The organism is Lysobacter firmicutimachus, from assembly GCF_037027445.1.
GTDB lineage: Bacteria > Pseudomonadota > Gammaproteobacteria > Xanthomonadales > Xanthomonadaceae > Lysobacter > Lysobacter firmicutimachus.
This window is the reverse complement of record NZ_JBANDL010000002.1, coordinates 4,911,262-4,932,673: the sequence shown is the minus strand read 5'-3', so window position 1 is coordinate 4,932,673 and position 21,412 is coordinate 4,911,262. Positions and strand designations below refer to the sequence as shown.

Genomic DNA, 21,412 nt, shown 5'->3' with positions numbered 1-21,412 from the left:
CAGAGTCCTTGCTGCGCCGCCGCGCGGCCGCAGCGGCGCGAGCGGGCGATGGGTGGCGTGAACGAAACGGTCGGGCGATGCGCGAGCGCGTCGTCGTCGGTGCGGCCGTCACCGATAACGCAGACCGCGCGGGAAATGGCCGTCGCGCGGCACCGCGCCGCGCGATCGGCCGAAAACGCAAAACGCCGGCGCGGGGCCGGCGTCCTGCGGCGGCCGATGCGGCGGCGCGAAGCCGCCGCATCGGCGCTTACGGCTCGGCGCGAGCCGGTACTGCTCAGAACTTGAAGCGGAACGAAGCCATGAAACGGCGACCGGTGTGATACCGCTGGGCGATGCGTTCTTCGATGGTGTAGTACTGGCGATACTCGGAATCGAGCAGGTTCATGCCTTCCAGCGCTACGGTCAGGCGGTCGTCGAAGGTCCAGCTGACGCTGGCGCCGAGTTCGGCGTAGTCGTCCACGCTGGAGATCGGCGCGCCGGCCACGTAGCCGCCGGCGATGTAGTCGCTGCGCCAGTTGTAGCTCACTCGCGCGGCCAGCGGCCCCTTCTCGTAGTACGGGCTGATCGCCACCGAGTCGCGCGACTGGTACGGCAGGTCAGTGCCCTGCGCGCCCTCGCCGTCGGCATAGGTGTAGTTCGCGGTCAGGCCGAAGCCGGTCTCGCCGAAGGGCTGCTGGTAGCTGAGCGTGAAGCCCTTGACCTTGCCCTTACCGGCGTTCTGCGGACGGGTGATGCTGTAATCGCAGAAACCGTCGGTGGTGCAGCCGTTCATGCCGACCAGGCGGGTCTGGTAGAACACCGGCGCGGTCTGGGCGTTGGAATTGAACTGACGCTCCGTGCGCGGCAGGCTGATGATGTAGTTGTCGATGTCCTTGTAGAACACCGACGCCGCCAGCACCGACTGCTCGGCGAAGTACCACTCCGCCGACAGGCTGTAGTTGGTCGACTCGTAGGGGTCCAGGTCGGATGCGCCGCCGGTGCCGGTGAAGGTGTTGTCGTTGAGGAAGGTGTTGCCGACCAGTTGGTTGTACGGCGCCCAGGCGATGACCTTGGCCGCGCCGAAGCGGAACAGCAGGTCGTTGCCGGTGTCGTAGACCACGTTCACCGACGGCAGCAGGAAGTCGTCCTTGCTCGAGGTCTTGCGCAGCTTGGAGGCGAGGTTGTCCAGGCTCGGCGCGCCGCCGTAGGCGTAGCCCTGGCCATCGGTCTTGGACTCGACATAACGCAGGCCGAGGTTGCCGCGCCAGGCGCCGGCCGAGAAGTCGGCCTGCACGTACGCGGCGGTGTTGGTCTGCTCGACGGCGAAGGTGTTGTTGAGGAAGCTGCCCGGGTCCGGACGCAGGCCGCCGCGATAGCGGTTGACGTAGTCGATCACGTTCTGGCGGCCGACCTGGACGTGATGGGCCGAGCCGGGGTTGAAGCCGCGCAGGTCGGTCAGGCCGATGGTGCCGACGGTGACCAGGTCGGCGACCGGCAGGCCGCCGTAGACGTTCTGGCGGTAGTCTTCCTCGTGCTTGCCGCGGCGTACGCCGAACTGCAGGTTGTTGAACACGCTGTCGAAGCGGACGTTGAAGTCGACCTGGCCGTAGGTGTCCTTGGTCTCGGTGTCGATGACGCCGTAGTTGCCCATGAAGCCGTCGCCGGCCCAGTTGGCCGGGTTGGTCGCCGCCGCCGGGTTGTCGAAGGTCAGGCCGCGCTTGAGATCCCAGCTGTAGCCGCCGGTGTAGACCGGTTCGATGAACCACTGCTCCAGCGCATTCTCCGACTTGCTGTGGCCGATCTGGCCGGACACGCCCCAGGCGTCGGTCTGGTACTTGCCGGTCAGGTCGATGCCGCGGGTCTCCGGCTCGGAGGCGCGCACGTTGTTGTCGTAGAACACCGGATTGGCGTTGCTGTGGCCGCCGGTGGCGACGACCCCGCCGCCGTTGATGCGGTCCACCGCGCCCGGTCGCTGGGTCAAGAAGTTGTACATCGACTGGTTGTAGTTGTCGAAGCTTTCCTTGATGTACAAGCCGCCGAGGTTGAACTCCAGCTCGTCGCTGGGCTTGAACTGCAGGTTGACGTTGACGCTGTCGCGTTCGCGGGTCTGCTGGAACCAGGCGGCGTTGACGAAGTTGGCCACGTCGACGTCGGGGGCGGCGCCGGTCTGGTTGGGGAACTCGCTGGCCTTGCGGTAGCCGAAGATTTCCACGCCCTGGCGGTCCACGGTTTCTTCGTAGTGCTGGACGGCGACGTTGACGCCGAAGCGCTCGTCGAGGTTCTTCCAGCTGTAGATCACCGAGCCGCTGGGGCGGGTGTCGCCGCCCTGGTCGTTGTAGTTGAAGCTGATCGAGCCGGCGATGGAGTGGGCGTCCATGTCCAGCGGCTTGCGCGTGTGCATCAGCACGGTGCCGCCGAGGCTGCCTTCGGTCAGGCGGGCTTCGGAGGACTTGATCACTTCCAGCCGGCCGAGGATTTCCGGCGCCAGCAAGGTGTAGTCGAAGCCGCGGTTGGGCTGCTCGCCGTACAGCCAGATCGACTGCGCCACCGGATGGCCGTCGAGGAAGCTGAGGTTGAGGCTGGGATCGGTGCCGTCGATGCTGACGCGCTCGCCCTGGCCGAAGCGGCGGTCCAGGACCACGCCGGGGATCTGCGACATCGCTTCGGCGACGTTGGTGTTGGCGAACTTGCCGATGTCTTCGGCGGTGATCGCCTCGGACACGGTCACGTTGGCCCGCTTGGTGTCGAGCGATTTCTCCAGGCTGGCGCGGATGCCGGTGACGACGACGGCGTCCAGCTCGGTGGCGTCGGTGCCGGCGGCCGGAGCCGCCGTGTCCTGGGCCATCGCCAGGCCCGGGCCGAAGGCCAGGGCCGCGAAGATACTGGCCGACAAGATGGTCTTGCGCGCTTTCATTGAACTGTTCCTCCCTCGGGCGGTGATGGCTCGGCGATCGACCGGGCAGCCGGTTCGTCGCGAAGTCCGGTTGTGTTCTTCGTAGTGGTGCGTGGCGGTCGCGGCGGCGCCGCTTCCGGTTGCTGCGTGTTGCCGCCTTCGATGCGAGGCCGCGATGACGCGCGCACGCGCCTTGCGCGCGTGCGCCTGAGGCCTTGCGCCTACTGCGTTTGCTGTTGCCGGCCCGACGCGTTCGGCGCGTTCGCGCCGGCGTCGGAACCGTTGTCGCCGGATTCGTACTGACCGTGTTCCAGGTACCAGCTCGCCGCGCCGATCACGCCGAGCCGTTCGTTCTCGATCAAGCGCACCGGCACGCGCTCCATCACCGGGCGCATCGCGCCCTTGTCGAGCATGCGGGCGTGGAATTCGCTGTCGGGGAGGAAGTCCTTGAGCTGCGGCAGGATGCCGCCGGCGATGAACACCGACTTGGCGCCGGCGATCGTCGCCAGGTCGCCGATCACGCTGCCGAGCAGGGCGCAGAAGGTCAGCACCGCTTCGCGCGCCAGCGCTTCGCCGCGCCGCGCCGCTTCGGTGATCGCCGCCGGCGCGCGCAGCGAGGGCTCGACGCCGTTGAGCGTGCACAGCGCGCTGTACAGATTCACCAGGCCCGGGCCGGAGACGAAATATTCGGTCGGCACGTGGGTCTGGCCGCGTTGCTGGGCCAGGCGCAGCATGTCGACTTCGCGCGCGTTGCCGGGCGCGAACGCGGTGTGGCCGGCTTCGGTCGGCAGGATCACGGTGCCGCGGCCGTGCGGGATGCGCACCGCCGCGCCCAGGCCGGTGCCGGGGCCGATCACCAGGGTCGGGCCCGGCGCCGATTCGCTGACGCCGGGCGTGAGCAGGGTCGAGTCGCCCGGCGCCATGCACTGGGCGGCGTTGGCGTTGGCCTGGAAATCGTTGATGAACAGGACCTCGCGCAGGCCCAGTTCGCGCCGCAGCTCGGACAGCGAGATCCGCCACGGCAGATTGGAATTGATGACCTGGTCGTCCAGCACCACGCCGGCGCAGGCGATCACCAGGCGGTCGATGCCGACGCCGTTGCCGGCGATGAACTCGGCCAGGATCGCGGCCAGGCTGGGGTAGTCGGCGCACACGTACTTGCGATGCGCGAGCACGGCCACGGCCGATTCGGCGCCGTTGCCGGGACGGACCAGGCCGACCCGGGTATGGGTGCCGCCGACGTCGGCGGCGATGAACTGGGTCGCGGCCGGGTTCAGCCGGGCGGGAGCGGTCATGCGGCCGCTCCGGCGGCGCGCGCCTGTGCGCCTGCGTCGTTCAAGCTGCGTCCCCGCGGGGACATCGACGACGTCCCGTACCAATCCCACTGCATGCGCCCTCCACAGGCCGTCGGTTCCCCTGGCGGCGCCGAGAGTGCGATGCGTTTGACAACGTTGTCAACAAGTTCCCGCGAAATTGTCACGACGGCACAAAAAACCCCGAATCCGGTCGTGGATATTGATGCGGCGCAACATGCCGGCGCGCGCGTGAGATCACGGTTTGGCGGGGCTTTCGGGCCTGCGGCTGGCGTCGGCGGAAAAGTTGTGACAACGTTGGGCCGACGCTTGTCGTACCGGTCAACCGGAGCGGCCGCGCGACGTGGCGGGCGTTCCCCCGCCTCTCTGGGAGGGGAGTCACATGTCGGTTTCCAACGCCAGCGCTCAGCCGCGGTATCTGGGCTCGATCGCGATCATCGGCGCGCTGTTCTTCGTTTTCGGCTTCGTCACCTGGCTCAACGGGCCGCTGATCACGTTCGCCCAGTTGGCCTTCGATCTCGACGAAGTCGGCGCGTTCCTGGTGCCGATGGCGTTCTACCTGTCCTACTTCTTCCTCGCCCTGCCGTCGTCGGCGATCCTGCGCCGGACCGGTATGAAGCGCGGCATGGCCTTGGGCCTGCTGGTGATGGCGATCGGTGCGGCGGTGTTCGGCGAGTTCACCACCCAGCGCTGGTACCCCGGCGCGCTCGGCGGCCTGTTCGTGATCGGCGCCGGCCTGGCGGTGCTGCAGACCGCGGTCAATCCCTACATCAGCATCCTCGGCCCGATCGAGGGCGCGGCGCAGCGCATCGCGGTGATGGGCATCTGCAACAAGATCGCCGGCATCCTGGCGCCGCTGGTGTTGGGCGCGCTGGTCCTGCACGGCATGGGCGATCTCGCCGCACAGGTCGCGGCGGCCGATCCGGCGACCAAGGCGCAGTTGCTCGACACCTTCGCCGCCAGCATCCATGGCCCGTATCTGCTGATGGCCGGCCTGCTCGCTCTGCTCGCGGTCGGCGTGCTGTTTTCGCCGCTGCCGGAGCTGCGCGCGGAAGAGGTCAACAGCGGCCCGGTGGACGGCGGCGGACGGCAGAGCCTGCTGCAGTACCCGCACCTGTGGCTGGGCGCGCTGTGCATCTTCGTCTACGTCGGCGTGGAAGTGATGGCCGGCGACGCGATCGGCACCTACGGCCAGAGCTTCGGCCTGCCGCTGGACAAGACCAAGTTCTTCACCTCGCTGACCCTGGGCGGGATGTTGGTCGGCTATGTCGTCGGCCTGATCGTGATCCCGCGCTTCATCACCCAGGAGCGCTACCTCAGCGTGTCGGCCGTGCTCGGCGTGCTGCTGACGGTCGGCGCGTTCGCGACTCGCGGCTATGTCTCGGTCGGCTTCGTCGCCGCGCTGGGTTTCGCCAACGCGATGATGTGGCCGGCGATCTTCCCGCTCGGCATCCGCGCGCTCGGCCGCCACACCGAGGTCGGCTCGGCGATCATGATCATGGGCATCGCCGGCGGCGCGGTGATTCCGCAGCTGTACGCGGTGCTGAAGCAGCACCTGGACTTCCAGCTGGTGTTCCTGCTGCTGATGGTGCCGTGCTACCTGTACATCCTGTACTTCGCCCAGGCCGGGCACCGGGTCGGGCTGCGCCAGCGCGCGGCCGCCGCGAGCGCGGCGGTGGCGGCGCCGAACTGAGGCTTCGGCGTCCGCGCGGCCGGCCCGCGCCGGGCCGGCCGGCGGCGCGTCCCGGCGCCGCTGCGGCGGATGCGAACGCTCGGTCAACTATTCACCGCTGCGCGCCGTTCGCGCCCAAGCGTGAAATCGCCGCTGGCCGCTGACCCGACGCTTCGGTATCGTGCACACAATGAATGCGCCGCCTCCCCACGCCGGCGCGCTCGCGCCCTCCGGGGCGCCGACCGCGCGCGCGCTGCGTTACCTGATCCGTGTGCCCCTGCTGCTGTGGCATGTGCTCGTCCACCTGCCGCTGGTGCTGCTGTTGTCCTCGCCGCTGACCGGGCGCCTCCGGATCGGCGCTGAAAGCCTGGAGCACCGCCTGATCCGGGCCTGGTCGGCCGGGCTGATGCGGATCTTCGGCTTCCAGCTGCGCCGCATCGGCACCCCGCTGCCGGGCGCGACCTTGTTCGTGGCCAACCACGTCAGCTGGGTCGACATCGAGATCCTGCACAGCCAGCGCATGATGGGCTTCGTCGCCAAGCGCGAGATCGCCGGCTGGCCGGTGGTCGGCTGGCTGGCCGCGCGCGGCGAGACCATCTTCCATCGCCGCGGCAGCACCGAATCGCTGGGCGGGGTGCTGCACGAGATGCTGTCGCGCCTGCGCGCGGGGCGCTCGGTCGGCGTGTTCCCCGAAGGCGGCACCCGCGGCGGCCGCGAGATCGGCCCGTTCCATGCCCGCATCTTCCTGGCCGCGGTCGAGGCCGGGGTGCCGGTGCAGCCGGTGGCGCTGCGCTACGGCGAGGGCGGCAGCGCCCAGACCGTGGTCGCGTTCCAGGACAAGGAAAGCTTCTTCGCCAATTTCCTGCGCCTGCTCGGCGAACCCGGCCGGCTGGCCGAGATCCATTTCCTGACTCCGATCGGCCCGGGCGAGGCCGACGGGCGCCGCCGCATCGCCGAACTGGCGCGGCAGCGCATCCTCGAGGCGATGGCGGGCTGAGGCCGTGCTGACCGCGTCCGACTACGCGCCGCCGCGTTGGCTCCGCAACGCGCACGTGCAGTCGGTGCTGGGGTCCAGCCCGCTGCGCCGGCGCCGCGCCGAGCAGCGCCTGGCCGAAGCCGGCGCGCGCACCGAATCGCATCTGATCGAAACCGCCGGCGGGGTGCGCCTGCACGGGCTGCACAGCCTGGTGCCCGGCGCGCGCAGCCGCGGCCTGGTGCTGCTGCTGCACGGCTGGGAGGGCAGCGCCGAGTCCAACTACATGCGCCTGACCGCGGCGCAGTTGCTGGCGCGCGGCTTCGAGGTGTTCCGGCTCAACTTCCGCGACCACGGCGATACCCATCACCTCAACGAAGGCCTGTTCCATTCCAACCGCATCGACGAGGTGGTCGAGGCGGCATTGGAGATCGCCCGGCGTTTTCCGCACTTGCCGCTGTCGGTGGCGGGCTATTCGCTCGGCGGCAACTTCGCCCTGCGCCTGGCGTTGCGCGCGCCGCAGGCCGGCCTCGACCTGGTCCACGTCGCCTCGGTCTGCCCGGTGCTGGACCCGGCTCAAACCATGGATTCGATGGAAGCCGGGCTGCCGGTGTACCTGTGGTACTTCGAACGCAAATGGCGCGGCTCGCTGGCGCGCAAGCGCGCGCTGTTCCCGGCCCTGCACGACTTCGACGACCGCACGCTCGGCCTGAGCATGCGCCCGCTGACCCAGTGGATGGTCGAGCGGCATACCGATTACGGCACCCTGGACCGGTATTTCGACGGCTATTCGATCGCCCGCGAGCGCCTGGCCGCGCTGGCGGTGCCGGTCAGCATCCTGATGGCGGCCGACGACCCGGTGATTCCGCTGGCCGGCTTCCGCGAGCTGGTGCTGCCGCCGCACGCGCGGCTGGAGATCGCGCCCTGGGGCGGGCACTGCGGCTTCCTCGAGAACGCCCGCCTGGACGGTTTCGCCGAGCGTTGGATCGGCGACCGCCTGGCCGCGTTCGCCGCGGCCTGAGCGCCGGCCGCGGGAGCGGGCCCGGTAAAAAAGGCCCGGGGAAATCCGCCGTAGGCCGCCTACAATGGCCGGTCTACCCTTAGCCGAAGCATCCGCAATGTACGAACCCATCCTCGAGGCCCTGCGCCGCGGCGACGCAGCGCAGGCCGTGACCGCGGCCGAACAGGCCGTGGCCGCCGATCCGCAAGACGTCGGCGCGCACCGCCTGCACGCCGCCGCGCTGCGCCTGAACGGCGATCCGGCCGCGGCCCTGGCCGCGCTGGACCGGGCCATCGGCCTGGCGCCGGAGGATGCGCAACTGCATCTGGAGCGCGCCGGCGCCCTGCTCGACGGGCGCCAGCTCGACGAAGCGCAGGCCGCGCTGGCCCAGGCCATCGGCCTGGACCCGAACCAGTTCCCGGCTTATGTCATGCGCGCCCACCTGGCGATTTCGCGCGGCGATCTCGACGAGGCCGAGCGGCTGGGCCGCACCGCCGCGCGGATCGCGCCGAATCATCCGCAGGTGGCGGCGGTGGAGGGCGCGCTGGCCCTGCACCGCGGCGATCCCGACCGCGCCCTGGCCGTGCTCAGCCACGCCGCCGAACTGGCGCCGGACGACGCGCAGATCCTGCACAGCCTGGGCTTCGCCTACTTCGCCAAGGGCCACTTCGCCTTCGCCGAAGGCGCCTTCAGCAAGCTGGCCGAGCGCTACCCCGAACAGAGTTCGCTGCAACTGCTGATCGCCGACCTGCTGCGCCGCCAGGAGCGTTTCGCCGACGCCGCCGACCGCATCGCGCCGCTGGCCCAGGCCGCCGACGCCGGCTTCGGCGTACAGCGTTGGGCCGGCGAGCTGGAAGTCGACGCCGGCCGCCCGGAGCGCGCCCTGCCGCTGCTGCGCGCCGCGCTGGCCGCGCATCCGCAGGACCCGCGCACGCTCAACGCGATCATGGAAGCCTGGCGCCGCCTCGGCGATGCCGACGACGCGCGGCGCACGCTGGAATCGGCTCTGGCCACCCACGCCGACCAGCCCAACCTGTGGCGCGCGCGACTGGCGCTGGAACCGTTCGCCGGCCCCGAAGCGCTGGCGGTGGTGGAACGTTGGCACCAGGCCATGCCGCAGTATCTGGGCGCGCTGGAAGCGCGCGCCGCGATCCACGACCACCTCGGCGAACACGAGCAGGCCGAGGCCATCGCCCATCGCATCGTCGAGCTCAGCCCCGGCGATGCGCGCGCCGAGATGCGCATCGTCCAGGGCCTGGTCGAGCGCGACCCCGATGCGGCGGTCGAGCGCATCGAGCGCCTGATCGGGATGGCCGCCGATCCGCTGGTCCAGCGCGAGCTGCGCCAGTTGTTGGGCCGTTCGCTGGACATCGCCGGTCAGCCCTCGGCCGCCGCCGCGACCTGGGCCGAACTGCACGCCGAAGTCGCCGACCAACGCCTGCCGCGCAACGCGATCAGCGCGCGCGGCGGCGAGGAATGGCCGGCGCTGACGCCGCTCGCCGAGGGCAGCCGCGGCATCCTGCTGCTGTGGGGCGCGCCGGGTTCGCAGGTCGAGCGCGTCGCGCAGGTGCTGCGCCTGGCCGGTGCGCCGCTGCTGGTCGACCGTTTCGGCGCGCAGCCGCCCACCGATCCGTTGCAGCGCTACGGCACGGTCGACGAATTGGTCGCCGGCAAACTCGATCCGGCGTTCCTGGCCAAGCTCTACCGCGCCGCCCTGCCGGCGCGCGGCGCCGCCGAAGGGCCGGTGTTCGACTGGCTGCTGTGGTGGGACAACGCCCTGCTGCGCGCGCTGCGCCCCAACCTGTCCGAAGCACTGCTGCTGATCGCAGTGCGCGACCCGCGCGACATGCTGCTGGACTGGCTGGCCTACGGCAGCCCGACCCCGTACGCGCTGGAAACCCCGGAGGCCGGTGCGCGCTGGCTGGCGCGCCTGCTCGAACAGATCGCCGATCTGCACGAGCACGAACTGTTCCCGCACGCCCTGGTCAAGCTCGACGAGATCGGCCAAGACCCGGGCGCGATCGCCCAGACGATCGCCGACACGCTGCGCGTGCAGATCTCGCTGCCGGAAGGCGTCGGCCTGGGCGGCGAGCGCCTGCCGGCGGGGCGTTGGCGCGAGTACGGCGAAGCGCTGGGCGAATGCTTCGCCGTGCTGACTCCGGTCGCGCGCCGCCTGGGCTATCCCGAGCAGTGATCCGGGCCGCCGCGCGCTTTCGCGCGCGCGGCCTTGCCGTATCGTCCGTGTCCTGACCGTCCCGTTCCGCCGCGCCGCGATCGTGCCGGCGCGGCCGCCGCACAAAAGGAGTTCCGATGCGCATCCACAGCAACAGCTTCGAGCATGGCCGGCGCCTGCCGGTCGAGTTCGCCGCCGGCCAGGCCAGCGGCGACGGCTACGGTTTCGCCGCCAACCGCAATCCGCATCTGGCCTGGGACGACGTCCCGGCCGGCACCCGTTCGTTCGCGCTGATCTGCATCGATCCCGACGTGCCGACCGTGGCCGAGATGGTCGGCCGCGCCGACGTGCAGATCCCCGAACATCAGGTGCGCTGCGATTTCATCCATTGGGTGGTCGCCGACCTGCCGGCCGACCTGCGCGAAATCGCCGCCGGCAGCTGCAGCGACGGCGTGGTCGCCCACGGCAAGCGCGATCCGGCCGGCCCCGGCGGCTCGCGCCAGGGGCTGAACGATTACACCGGCTGGTTCGCCGCCGACCCGGACATGGCCGGCGACTGGTACGGCTACGACGGCGCTTTCCCGCCGCCGAACGACCTGCGCCTGCACCGCTATTTCTTCCGCCTGTTCGCGCTCGACGTCGAGCGGTTGGCGCTGGGCCCGCGCTTCACCGCCGCGGACGTGTTCTACGCCATGCAGGGGCATGTGCTGGGCCAGGCGACGACCTATGCGACGTACTCGTTGAACCCCGCGGTCGAAGGCTGAGCGCGGCGCGCCCGAGGGGCTGCGCCGAAGCGCGTTCGACGCGGATTGCGGCAGGACGGCGGCCGGCTTAGAGTCGCGCCCTCATCCAGGACGAACGGTGTCGCGCATGGAAGAGCAGCACAACCCCTACCACGCGCCGCAGGCGGCGGTGGCCGTGTCGGAACGGATCGGCACGCTGGTGGACGCCGGTCGCGGCCGGCGCCTGGCGAATCATTTGATCGACACCGTCGCCATGCTGGCGATGATGTTCGTCGGCGCCATGGGCTACGGCCTGGTCGCCGGCGAGGCCGCGATCGCCGCGCTCGAGCAGCCCAACCTGGCGCGCGACATCGGCTTCAACATCGTGCTGATGCTGGTCTATTACGTGCCGCTGGAAGGCATGTTCGGCGCGACCCTGGGCAAGCTGGTCACCGGCACGCGAGTGGTCGACGAACAGGGGCGGCCGCCGACCTGGGGCCAGGTGCTGGGGCGCACGCTGTGCCGGTTGATTCCGTTCGAGCCGCTGTCGGTGCTGTTCGCCGGGCTCGGCTGGCACGATCGTCTGCCGCGCACCCGGGTGGTGCGGACGCGCTGAGCGCGCCCGCACCGGACGATCGAGCGGCGCTTATCGCTTGGGCGAGACCAGCTCGCTCTCGACCACCATGTCGAGCACGTAAGCCACCGACGATGCGTCGGCCGGCGGGTTCTTGACGTCGAACTTCTTCACCCGCACCACGTTGCGCACGCCGGGTTCGTGGGTGTAGCCCTCGATCTCCTGGTACAGGAACTGCCACTCGCCGTCCGGCTTGAGCGCTACGCCGTTGCCGTCGTACTTGCGCTCGCGCACCCACAGGCACTGGTGGTTCGGCATCAGCGGATGCGGGCAGGTGCGGCGCTGCGCGTCCACTTCGAAGAACGCGGTCGTGCCGGGGCCGCCATAGCGGGTTTCCGCGGTCGGCTCGCCGCTGAGTTCGAGCTTGGCGCCCGAGGCCGTGGTCAGCAACAGGCGCGGCTGCGGCGCTTCGCCCTGGATCGCGTACTGGGCGCTGCCTTCCAACTGCTTGGCGATCTCGCTGTCCATCTGCATCAGGCGCTGGTCCTGGCAGGCCATGAGCGTGGTCTGGAAGGACTTGATCTCGATCTTGCCGCCGCTCAACGCATACGCGGCGCCGGCGCGGTTGCAACCGCCGGACACGCCGAGGCGCCCGTCGCGGAAACTCAGCTGCAGGCCGTACTTGCCTTCGCGCTGCAGCAGCGCGATCGGCTTGCCGGCGGCGTCGCTGGCGCGCTCCAGGTGCCAGACGTAGGCGGGCAGCTCGATCGCGGACGCGGCCGGCGCCGGGTCGGACTTGGCCGCATCCAGGGCGGCGCTCTCGGGCTTGGCGCCGGCGTCGGCGCCGTTGTGGTTGGTCGAAGGCGCGGCGCAGGCGGCGAGCAGGACGCTGGACAGCGCGGCGGCGAGGAGCAGGGGGCGTTGGATATTCATGGGGCGCAATGATCCGGGTTGAACTGCGAAGATCGGATCAACGGCCCCGCGCGCGCGGTGGGGTTGAGCGCGTTCAGCCGCGGGTCGGGTTCGCCTGCGCCGCTCAGGGCTGTGCGGGGGCGGCGACCGTGTCGCCCTGCGCTGCGATTTGAGCCAGCGCTGCGACATCGGCGATCTCTTCGACCCGATACACGCCCAGCGAGCAGGCCTGTCCGCTCAGGCTCGGGTAATGACGCGTTTGCAGCACTTGGCGCCGGCCGGGCCGGGGACGTGGACCATCGAAGACATGCAGCGGCAAGTCGAACCATGCCGATGCCGGCTGCGGCCTGTCGTCGACCCAGTGCAGCCTGCGCGCCGAGACGCAGTTCGGGGCGGGCGGATTCAAGGGCGCGCAGCCGACCGAGCAGGTGCGCGGCACGGCGGCGATTTCCAGGCTCACGTCCTCGCCCTTGGCGCCGTAGGGCGCGTCCGCGGTTTGCAGCACCAGGGTCGTACCGTCGGCGCCGGTCAGGTGCAGTCGCTGGGTCGCGCCGCTGCCGTGCAGGCGTTGCCGGAACGGCGGCTTGAGGTAACGCAGCAGCGCGTCGTCGATCGCTTGCGCGCGTTCTTGCGAGGTGCCGATCAGGGTCGTTTCGAAGCCGTCGCCCACCGCGACGATGCGCGCGCCTTCGAGCCGATAGTCGACCGACACGGTGTTGGCTCCGCCGCTGAAGGCCATGCGGCGATGGCGGAAATCGACCCGCACCTGGCGATCGGCGTCGGCCTGCAACATGGCCAGGGCGCTGCCGTCGGCGCGCGTCGCCAGCTGCACCTGCCATTGGTACTCGGCCAGGTCGCTCTCGTTGGCGGCGCGCTGCGGCACCGAAACGGCGCTGGCCGGCGCGGCGTTGCCGCCGTCGCGCGACCCACCGAAGCCGCAGCCGGCCGATGCGACGGCCAGCGCCAGCGGCACCGCGACCGATACGGCGAACCGCAATGCGCCGGGCTTGGAAGAGCGAAACGAAGCGAACGTAACCATGCGGCTTTCTCGGTCGGGCAGGGCAGAGCGAATTCGGGCTCGAGTGCGTTGCGGCGATCGGGGCGGCGGCGCGTGGCGGTCGCTCTCGTCGCGGTCGCGCCTCGCCGCCGACACTGCCGCCGCGATCCTCGGCCGGCGAGGGCATGGCCGCGCCCTGGGCGGAATGGCATAGCCTGGGGCGCGCATGCCGTGCCGCGCTATGGCCGCAGCCGGCAAAAACGCCAGACCGGTCACGTTGTCGAAGAAGCAAACAGTTCGCCGGCCCGGCGTCGCTTCAGCGACCCGGCGCCGTCTTCAATGCCGTTGCTTCGACCAGTTCCATGCGCGAGCCGTCGTCGGCGACCGCATGCAGCGTCCACACGCGCCGCTTCCAATCCCGGTCGATGGAAATGCGTGTATCGAGCAGCGGCTGGGCGAAGAAGGCCCGCTCGGCCGCCATGTCGCGCTGGCAGCCGGCGGTGGTTTCCACCGTATCGAGCCGGCGGTCGCGCAACAGCCGACCGCCTTCGACCCGGTACGCGCCGCTGACGGTGTTGCACACGCCGATCAGTTCGTAGGCGCCGTTGCGGAAGCGCGCGCGCAGGTCGCGCCCGAGCGTGAGGTTCAATGCGACTACCGGTCTGCCGTGGGCGTCGCGGGCCCATACCGGCCGCCAGTCGACCGACTGCAGCCGCTCGGCCAGGCGGGCGTCCGGCTTGGCGGTTACGGACTGGGCAGCGGCAGGCTGGGTAGCGACCGGCGGCTTTTCCGCCGCCACGGCCGCTGCGGCCGTCGTCATCGCGCCGGCGAGCGACAGCGCCAAGATCAACCGATGCATGAGGACCTTCCTGGTCGGAGGCCGCGAACCGCGCCGGCCGGAGCTGCGATCTTAGCGGCGCGCCGCCGGCAAAGCCGGGAGCCGGCGCTCAGTCCTTGGGTTGGGCGAACTTCTGCGCCAGCGCCCGCCGCGCCTGTTCGAGATCGATGCCGCTGTCCGCCGTATCGCCGCTCTTGTCCGCGCCGTCGCCGACCGCTCCGTCGACGAGCAGTGCATCCAGATGGGCCAAGACCTGCGCCGGTTCGATCACCGCGCATTGCCGCTGAGCGTTCGGGAACACGCCGACCAGCAGGCCGTCCTGCTCCAGCGCCGGCACGGCGCGTTCGCGCCAGGCCGCCAGCTCGTGCGAGGCCGGTGCGTAGTCCTTGAGGTTCGCCGCCGGCGCCAGCGAGGCGCGCGCGGTCTCGGCCGAAGGCCACACCGGCAGCAGCTCCTGGCCGTCGTCGTCGAACAGGGTCAGCACGTACTCGCCGGACACCGCCACCCACAGCCGGCCCTCGCGGGCGACCGCGTCCAGCCAGGCCGCGTAGCGTTCCGGCGCGGACAGTTCCTGATAGTCGAGCAGGCGTTGCGGATCGGATTCGTCGGGATCGTGCATGGCGGGCTCCGGAAAGCGATCAACTGCCCGACGGCATCAGCAGCAACAGCGCCGCGCCGAATACGAAGCGGTAGATCGCGAAAGCGGTGAAACGGTGGGTCTGGATATAGCGCAGCAGCCACTTCACCGCGATGAAGGCGGTCACCGCCGAGGCGGCGAAGGCCACGCCGAGTGCGTTCCAGTCCTCGTTCGCAGCGGCCGGCGTGCCGAGCACGTCGAGCAGTTCGTAGCCGGTGGCGGCGAACATGGTCGGGATTCCGACCAGGAAAGTGAACTCGGTCGCCGCGGCGCGGCTGGTGGTGCCGGCGAGCAGCGCGATGAAGATGGTCGCGCCCGAACGCGAAGTGCCCGGAAACACGCCGGCGATCACCTGGGCGATGCCGACCAGGATCGCCACAGTCCAGGTGATCGCGCTGCGCTCGCCGAGCGTGGCGGCGCGCTTGGCGGCGAAATGCTCGGCGGCGATCATCCACACCCCGCCCAGCACCAGCGCCCAGGCGATCGGCAGGACCTGATCGGGCAACTGGAAACCGGCTTTCTTGACCGCGATGCCGAGCACCGCGGTGACGCCGAACGCGGCGCCGAGCTTGAACAGGTAGTCGCGGTTCTCGCGCCGGGCGAAGCCGGTGGCCAGCTCCCACAGCCGCTTCCAGTAGATCACCACCACCGCCAGGATCGCGCCGGCCTGGATCGAGATGTTGAACAGGTCGGAGCGGTGGCCGAGCCAGTGCTGGGCGATCAGCAGGTGCCCGGTGCTCGAAATCGGCAGGAACTCGGTGATGCCTTCGATGATGCCCAGGATCAGGGCGGCTAACAGGTCGGTCATGCTTTGGGGGCGGGGATTGGGGATTCGGGAGAGGGGATTCGGCTTCGAGCCGCTGCGGTCGGGGGAGGCGCGGCGGCGGGTCAGGATAGCGGAAAGCGTGTTGCACTAACTTGGTGCAATGCCCCTGTTTCGTGCATCCGGTTGGTGCGTTCGTTCGTGGCGGACACGACGATCCTTATAAAAAACAGTCGCTTGCGGATCAGAAAAACTTGGCATGGCGCTTGCTATCCCTATGGGCAGGCGGCGCCAACGCCCTCGCTGCGCACGAATCCCCCATCCCCAATCGCCAATCCCGGATCAGTCATGTCCCTCGAACACGTCGAAAAGCTCATCAAGGACCACAAGGTCGAATTCGTCGATCTGCGCTTCACCGACATGCGTGGCGTGCAGCACCACGTGACCTTCCCGAAGTCGATCGTCGAGCCGGCGCTGTTCGAGGACGGCAAGATGTTCGACGGCTCTTCGATCAGCGGCTGGAAGGGCATCAACGAGTCCGACATGATCCTGCTGCCGGATTCGACCACCGCGTTCCTGGATCCGTTCACCGCCGATCCGACCCTGGTGCTGACCTGCGACATCCTCGACCCGGCCACCATGCAGGCCTACTCGCGTGATCCGCGCGGCGTCGCCAAGCGCGCCGAGGCCTACCTGAAGTCCAGCGGCATCGCCGACCAGGCCTTCTTCGGTCCGGAGCCGGAATTCTTCATCTTCGATTCGGTGCGCTACGCCAACGAGATGGGCCACACCTTCTTCCATATCGACTCGGAAGAGGCGCACTGGAACTCGGCGCGCGAATACGAAGGCGGCAACAGCGGCTACCGTCCGGGCATCAAGGGCGGCTACTTCCCGGTCGCTCCGCTGGACTCGCTGCACGACATCCGCGCCGAGATGTGCAAGACCCTGGAGCAGGTCGGCATCGAGGTCGAAGTGCACCACCACGAAGTCGCCAACGCCGGCCAGTGCGAAATCGGCACCAAGTTCAACTCGTTGGTCGCCAAGGCCGACGAACTGTTGACGATGAAGTACATCATCAAGAACGTCGCCCACCGCAACGGCAAGACCGCGACCTTCATGCCCAAGCCGATCGTAGGCGACAACGGCAGCGGCATGCACGTGCACCAGTCCTTCGCCAAGGGCGGCGTCAACCTGTTCTCCGGCGACGGCTACGGCGGCCTGTCGCAGCTGGCGCTGTGGTACATCGGCGGCGTGTTCAAGCACGCGCGCGCGATCAACGCCTTCACCAACTCGGGCACCAACAGCTACAAGCGCCTGGTGCCGGGCTACGAAGCGCCGGTGATGCTGGCCTACTCGGCGCGCAACCGTTCGGCGAGCTGCCGCATTCCGTACGTGGCCAACCCGAAGGCGCGCCGCATCGAGATGCGCTTCCCCGACCCGATCCAGTCCGGCTACCTGACCTTCGCCGCGCTGATGATGGCCGGCCTGGACGGCATCAAGAACCAGATCGATCCGGGCGCGCCGAGCGACAAGGACCTGTACGACCTGCCGCCGGAAGAGGAGAAGGGCATCCCGACCGTGTGCCACTCGCTCGACCAGGCCCTGGAAGCGCTGGACAAGGACCGCGACTTCCTCAAGGCCGGCGGCGTGTTCACCGACGACTTCATCGACGGCTACATCGCGCTGAAGATGCAGGAAGTCACCAAGTTCCGCGCGGCGACTCATCCGCTCGAGTACCAGATGTACTACACGATCTAAGCCGCGCAGTAGGACGGGCGTATCGCGGTCTTTGACCGGCGGATGTCCGGCCCGCCCCGGGCGGGTCGGGCGCTCACCGGGCCGGAATGCGCTTCAACGCATTCCGGACGGCTCCCGGTTCGCCCGCTCGAGTACCAGATGTACTACACGATCTAAGCCGCGCAGTAGGACGGGCGTATCGCGGTCTTTGACCGGCGGATGTCCAGCCCGCCCCGGGCGGGTCGGGCGCTCACCGGGCCGGAATGCGCTTCAACGCATTCCGGACGGCCCCCGGTTCGCCCGCTCGAGTACCCGATGTACTGCACGATCCACGCCGTAGAGCAATCGACCGCCATGAACGCTTTCGCCCCACCACCGCCCGTTGTCCGCCTGCGCCGCTTCGCTGCGGCGCGGCGCGATGCGATGCGGCGGTGCGCGGCGGTGCGCGCAGCGGGATGAAACGGCACACGGCCCGGGGCTAGCGCTCCGGGCCGTGTCGCTTTCAGGGAACGAACTCCAAGCCGGGCGGCGCCACCCGCCCACCCCCGCCCGACGACGGCCCACGGCCGCCGTCGCGGGAGCGGCTTGGCCGAAGAAACCCGCAACAAATGCAGCAAAGCGCTTTATCGCGGAACCGACACGAGACCGACAGAGTCCGCAGGTTCCGTCGCCGTCGCCAACGATCGCAGGAGGACGAAACGACCCATGCAAGGCGGACCGAAGAGTCCGCTGTCGCATCGGCGACCGCATCCCGCTACCGGGACCGGGACGCCCGCAGCAATGACCGGGGAGGGGCCACCGCTTATGAGGAGAGCCTGCGTCATGTCGTTACATGCCAATCATCGCGTCACCCGCCGCGTCCGCACGGCGCGCACGAGCGCGCACGCGCTCGCCCTGGCCATGACGGCCGCCTTCGCCGCGCTCGCCGCGGTGCCCGTGCACGCCGGGGTCACCGGCTCGATCGCTCTGACCAGCGACTACCTGTTCCGCGGCGTGTCGCAGACCGATCAGGATCCGGCCCTGCAGGGCGGGATCGAGTACGCCCACGACAGCGGCTTCTACGCCGGCGCCTGGGGCAGCAACGTCAGCTGGCTGTCCGACACCGTGGTGGTCGGCGACGACATCTCCAACAGCCTGGAACTGGACGCTTACCTGGGCTACCGCGGCAAGGCCGGGGAGATCGTGTCCTACGACGTCGGCGTGCTGACCTACTACTACCCCGGCGACTATCCGTCCGGCTTCAACAGCCCCAACACCACCGAGATCTACCTCGGCGGCAGCGTGGCGCCGTCGGAGGCGGTGTCGCTCGGGCTCAAGTACTCCTACGCCGTCACCGATCTGTTCGGCTACGCCGACTCCGACGGTTCGTCCTACCTCGACGCCAACCTCAACTGGACCTTCCAGCCCGGCTGGACGCTCAACCTGCACGGCGGCAAGCAGTGGATCGAGCACAACGAAGACTTCGAGTACACCGACTGGAAGCTCGGCGTGACCAAGAGCTTCGACAACGGATTCTCGGTCGCCGCCGCCTACAGCGGCACCGACGCCGAGAAGGCGCTGTACACCAACGCGCACGGCCACTTCCTCGCCGACGACGCCTTCACCCTGACCCTGACCAAGGCGTTCTGAACGCTTTGCGCCCCACCGTCCAAGACATCCACGGAGCTGCGAGATGAAACTGATCATTGCGATCATCCGCCCGTTCAAGCTCGACGAAGTGCGCGAAGCGCTGACCGAAGTCGGCGTATCGGGCATCACCGTCACCGAAGTCAAAGGCTTCGGCCGGCAAAAGGGCCATACCGAGCTGTATCGCGGCGCCGAATACGTCGTCGATTTCCTGCCCAAGCTCAAAGTCGAGTGCGCGGTTCCCGACAGCCTGCTCGACGCCGCGCTGGAGGCGATCCAGAACGCCGCGCGCACCGGCAAGGTCGGCGACGGCAAGATCATCGTCCTGCCGGTCGAAGCGACGGTGCGCATCCGCACCGGCGAGCTCGACGACGACGCTCTTTGAACCCTCACGCGAGATACGACCATGAAGTACACGACGATCGAATCCCGCTCGCGCGAGCGGTCCCCCCATGCCTCGGCCCGCGCGTGGGCCCTGGCCGCGGCGCCGGCCTTGGCGCTGCTCGCCGCCGGCGCCGCGCGCGCCCAGGACGCGGCCGCCGCCGCTGCGCCCGTAGTCGACAAGGGCGATGTGGCCTGGATGCTGACCTCGACCCTGCTGGTGCTGTTGATGACCGTGCCGGGCCTGGCCTTGTTCTACGGCGGGCTGGTGCGCTCCAAGAACGTGCTGTCGGTGCTGATGCAGGTGCTGGCGGTGTTCTCGCTGATCGTGCTGCTCTGGGTCAGCTACGGCTATTCGCTGGCCTTCGCCGGCGGCAACGCCTGGATCGGCAGCCTCGACAAGCTGTTCCTCAAGGGCGTGAACAAGGACGCCCTGGCGGCCACCTTCAGCGCCGGCGTGTCGTTGCCGGAATACGTGTTCGTGGCGTTCCAGTCGACCTTCGCCGGCATCACCGGCGCACTGATCGTCGGCGCCTTCGCCGAGCGGATCAAGTTCTCCGCGGTGTTGCTGTTCGCGGCGCTCTGGTTCACCTTCGCCTACCTGCCGATCGCGCACATGGTCTGGTACGGGCCGGACGGCTTCCTGTTCGCCAAGGGCGCGATCGATTTCGCCGGCGGCACGGTGGTGCACATCAACGCCGGCGTCGCCGGTTTGGTCGGCGCCTACTTCGTCGGCAAGCGCATCGGCTACGGGCGCGAGGCGATCAAGCCGCACAACGTCGCCTACACCATGATCGGCGCCTCGCTGCTGTGGGTGGGCTGGTTCGGTTTCAACGCCGGTTCCAACCTGGAAGCGACCGCCGGCGCAGCCCTGGCTTTCCTCAACACCTTGCTCGCCACCGCCGCCGCGGCGCTGGCCTGGAGCCTGGTCGAAGCGGTGATCAAGGGCAAGCCGTCGATGCTGGGCGGTGCCTCGGGCGTGGTCGCCGGACTGGTCGCGGTGACTCCGGCCTGCGGCACGGTCGGGCCGTTCGGCGCGATCGCGATCGGCGCCATCGCCGGCGCGGCCTGCGTGTGGGGCGTGCACGGGCTCAAGCGCCTGCTGCGCGCCGACGACGCGCTCGACGTGTTCGGCGTGCACGGCCTGGGCGGCATCATCGGCGCGTTGCTCACCGGTGTGTTCAGCTCGCCGGCGCTGGGCGGCTTCGGCCTGGGCGCCGGTAACGACAGCATCCTCGAACAGGTCGGCGTGCAGGCGCTCAGCGTCGGCATTACCGTGGTCTGGTCGGGCCTGGTGTCGGTGCTCGCCTTCGTCGTAGTGAAGGCCGTGGTCGGCCTGCGCGTGGCCGAGGAAGCCGAGCGCGAGGGGCTGGACATCACCAGCCACGGCGAATCGGCGTACGAAAGCTGATCCACGGCGGCCGGCCTTTCGCGCGAAAGGCCGGCCGCGACTGCGCCGCGCCGCGCGCCGTGGCCGGTGCGGACGGCGAGCGCACCGCGCACCGGCGTCAGGGCTGTCCGCTCAGCAAGCGTTCGTACGCCTTGCGCCGGCTGCTGTACGGCGGCACGAACACCACTTCGCTGCGGGCACCCACGCGCACGCTGTCCTTGATATCGAAATGCAGGTGGACGGTGGTCGCGGCGCCGTCGAAGTCGTTGGACACCCGGCCGATGCGCGCGCCGCGCGCCACGGCGGCGCCGAACGCAGCAGGCGCACCGTGTCGGGCTCGAGCTTTTCGTCGGCGCGGATATCGGACTGCGCCTGCGGCCAATCGATCGTCGCCGGGCCCCGTTCGTTCGCCGCCGCCGGCGACGCCAGGATCGCCAAGCCGCATACGGCACCGGACAACGCGATGCGTATCGTCGACATGCAGGAACTCCGCTACGTGACAAAGGCGGCGGCGACGGATCGCTCGCGCGGCGCACCCGGAGAAACGCACTGCCGCGGCGGGCGTGAACGCCGGCTTTTCCGGCGCCCTGGGCGACGCGGACCGCCGCAGCCGGCATCCATCCCCGGCAGGCGGTGGACGGCACGCCACTCTCGGTTGCGCCGCCGGCGCGTTCCGAACCGGCTCGCGCACCGATGGCGCTGCGGCGCTGCCCACTGCGACCGCGCGCCAACCGCAATTCCGATCCGGCGCCACGGAACCGATGTGACGAATAGACGTTTAGCCGTTGTCGAATAAATATTCCTGCCTAGGCTGCCTAGCCCGGATGCATAG

General features: G+C 69.5%; 18 protein-coding genes. 10 read left to right on the top strand and 8 right to left on the bottom strand.

The genetic code is table 11. From position 1 onward, the window contains the following. Positions 1–274: 274 nt before the first annotated feature. On the bottom strand, positions 275–2,893 hold the full coding sequence (locus V2J18_RS21310) for a TonB-dependent receptor (protein WP_336132822.1): 2,619 nt from the start codon (positions 2,891–2,893) through the stop codon (positions 275–277). Positions 2,894–3,093: 200 nt separating this feature from the next. After that, complete coding sequence (locus V2J18_RS21305) at positions 3,094–4,167, bottom strand: glucokinase (RefSeq protein WP_336132821.1); 1,074 nt, start codon at positions 4,165–4,167, stop codon at positions 3,094–3,096. Positions 4,168–4,567: 400 nt separating this feature from the next. Between V2J18_RS21305 and V2J18_RS21300 the strand changes: the two genes are divergently transcribed. From V2J18_RS21300 to V2J18_RS21275, 6 genes are all read left to right on the top strand, one after another. Then, entirely contained in the window at positions 4,568–5,878 is a 1,311-nt protein-coding gene (locus V2J18_RS21300; protein ID WP_336132820.1) for a sugar MFS transporter, read from the top strand. 169 nt (positions 5,879–6,047) lie between these two features. After that, a complete protein-coding gene (locus tag V2J18_RS21295) occupies positions 6,048–6,854 on the top strand; it encodes a lysophospholipid acyltransferase family protein (protein WP_079248345.1) in 807 nt (268 codons plus the stop codon). Positions 6,855–6,861: 7 nt separating this feature from the next. After that, positions 6,862–7,851, top strand: a complete 990-nt coding sequence (locus tag V2J18_RS21290) for a YheT family hydrolase (protein WP_064749698.1) — start codon at positions 6,862–6,864, stop codon at positions 7,849–7,851. A 97-nt stretch (positions 7,852–7,948) separates the two neighbouring features. After that, positions 7,949–10,024 carry a tetratricopeptide repeat protein gene (locus V2J18_RS21285; RefSeq protein WP_064749688.1) on the top strand — a complete coding sequence of 692 codons (2,076 nt, stop codon included), beginning with the start codon at positions 7,949–7,951 and terminating at the stop codon, positions 10,022–10,024. 116 nt (positions 10,025–10,140) lie between these two features. Continuing rightward, a complete protein-coding gene (locus tag V2J18_RS21280; protein ID WP_064749689.1) occupies positions 10,141–10,767 on the top strand; it encodes a YbhB/YbcL family Raf kinase inhibitor-like protein in 627 nt (208 codons plus the stop codon). Positions 10,768–10,873: 106 nt separating this feature from the next. Continuing rightward, entirely contained in the window at positions 10,874–11,341 is a 468-nt protein-coding gene (locus V2J18_RS21275) for an RDD family protein (protein WP_336132819.1), read from the top strand. A 30-nt stretch (positions 11,342–11,371) separates the two neighbouring features. Here V2J18_RS21275 and V2J18_RS21270 read toward each other — a convergent pair whose 3' ends face one another. From V2J18_RS21270 to V2J18_RS21250, 5 genes are all read right to left on the bottom strand, one after another. Further along, positions 11,372–12,232, bottom strand: a complete 861-nt coding sequence (locus tag V2J18_RS21270) for an META and DUF4377 domain-containing protein (RefSeq protein ID WP_064749691.1) — start codon at positions 12,230–12,232, stop codon at positions 11,372–11,374. 103 nt (positions 12,233–12,335) lie between these two features. Beyond that, positions 12,336–13,250, bottom strand: a complete 915-nt coding sequence (locus V2J18_RS21265) for an META domain-containing protein (protein ID WP_336132818.1) — start codon at positions 13,248–13,250, stop codon at positions 12,336–12,338. A gap of 274 nt (positions 13,251–13,524) precedes the next feature. Continuing rightward, positions 13,525–14,067 carry an META domain-containing protein gene (locus tag V2J18_RS21260; protein ID WP_336132817.1) on the bottom strand — a complete coding sequence of 181 codons (543 nt, stop codon included), beginning with the start codon at positions 14,065–14,067 and terminating at the stop codon, positions 13,525–13,527. An 88-nt stretch (positions 14,068–14,155) separates the two neighbouring features. Continuing rightward, entirely contained in the window at positions 14,156–14,665 is a 510-nt protein-coding gene (locus V2J18_RS21255; RefSeq protein ID WP_064749694.1) for a DUF2750 domain-containing protein, read from the bottom strand. Between the two features lie 19 nt (positions 14,666–14,684). Then, positions 14,685–15,491 (bottom strand): undecaprenyl-diphosphate phosphatase, encoded by an 807-nt coding sequence (locus tag V2J18_RS21250; protein WP_064749695.1) that lies wholly within the window; start codon positions 15,489–15,491, stop codon positions 14,685–14,687. Between the two features lie 303 nt (positions 15,492–15,794). On the opposite strand from V2J18_RS21250, the gene glnA reads away from it, so the two are divergent. The 4 genes from glnA (at position 15,795) to V2J18_RS21230 (ending at position 20,601) form a co-directional block, all read left to right on the top strand. After that, the gene (gene glnA / locus V2J18_RS21245) at positions 15,795–17,204 is read left to right on the top strand and encodes a type I glutamate--ammonia ligase (RefSeq protein WP_064749696.1); all 1,410 of its coding nucleotides are present in this window, start codon (positions 15,795–15,797) and stop codon (positions 17,202–17,204) included. A gap of 801 nt (positions 17,205–18,005) precedes the next feature. After that, the gene (locus V2J18_RS21240; RefSeq protein ID WP_075575239.1) at positions 18,006–18,812 is read left to right on the top strand and encodes a TorF family putative porin; all 807 of its coding nucleotides are present in this window, start codon (positions 18,006–18,008) and stop codon (positions 18,810–18,812) included. 43 nt (positions 18,813–18,855) lie between these two features. Beyond that, positions 18,856–19,194: a P-II family nitrogen regulator gene (locus V2J18_RS21235; protein WP_064749351.1), complete on the top strand. Its 339-nt coding sequence runs from the start codon at positions 18,856–18,858 to the stop codon at positions 19,192–19,194. Positions 19,195–19,215: 21 nt separating this feature from the next. After that, positions 19,216–20,601, top strand: a complete 1,386-nt coding sequence (locus V2J18_RS21230) for an ammonium transporter (RefSeq protein ID WP_079248293.1) — start codon at positions 19,216–19,218, stop codon at positions 20,599–20,601. A 97-nt stretch (positions 20,602–20,698) separates the two neighbouring features. Here V2J18_RS21230 and V2J18_RS21225 read toward each other — a convergent pair whose 3' ends face one another. Beyond that, positions 20,699–20,881: a hypothetical protein gene (locus tag V2J18_RS21225; RefSeq protein ID WP_064749352.1), complete on the bottom strand. Its 183-nt coding sequence runs from the start codon at positions 20,879–20,881 to the stop codon at positions 20,699–20,701. Positions 20,882–21,412 lie beyond the last annotated feature (531 nt).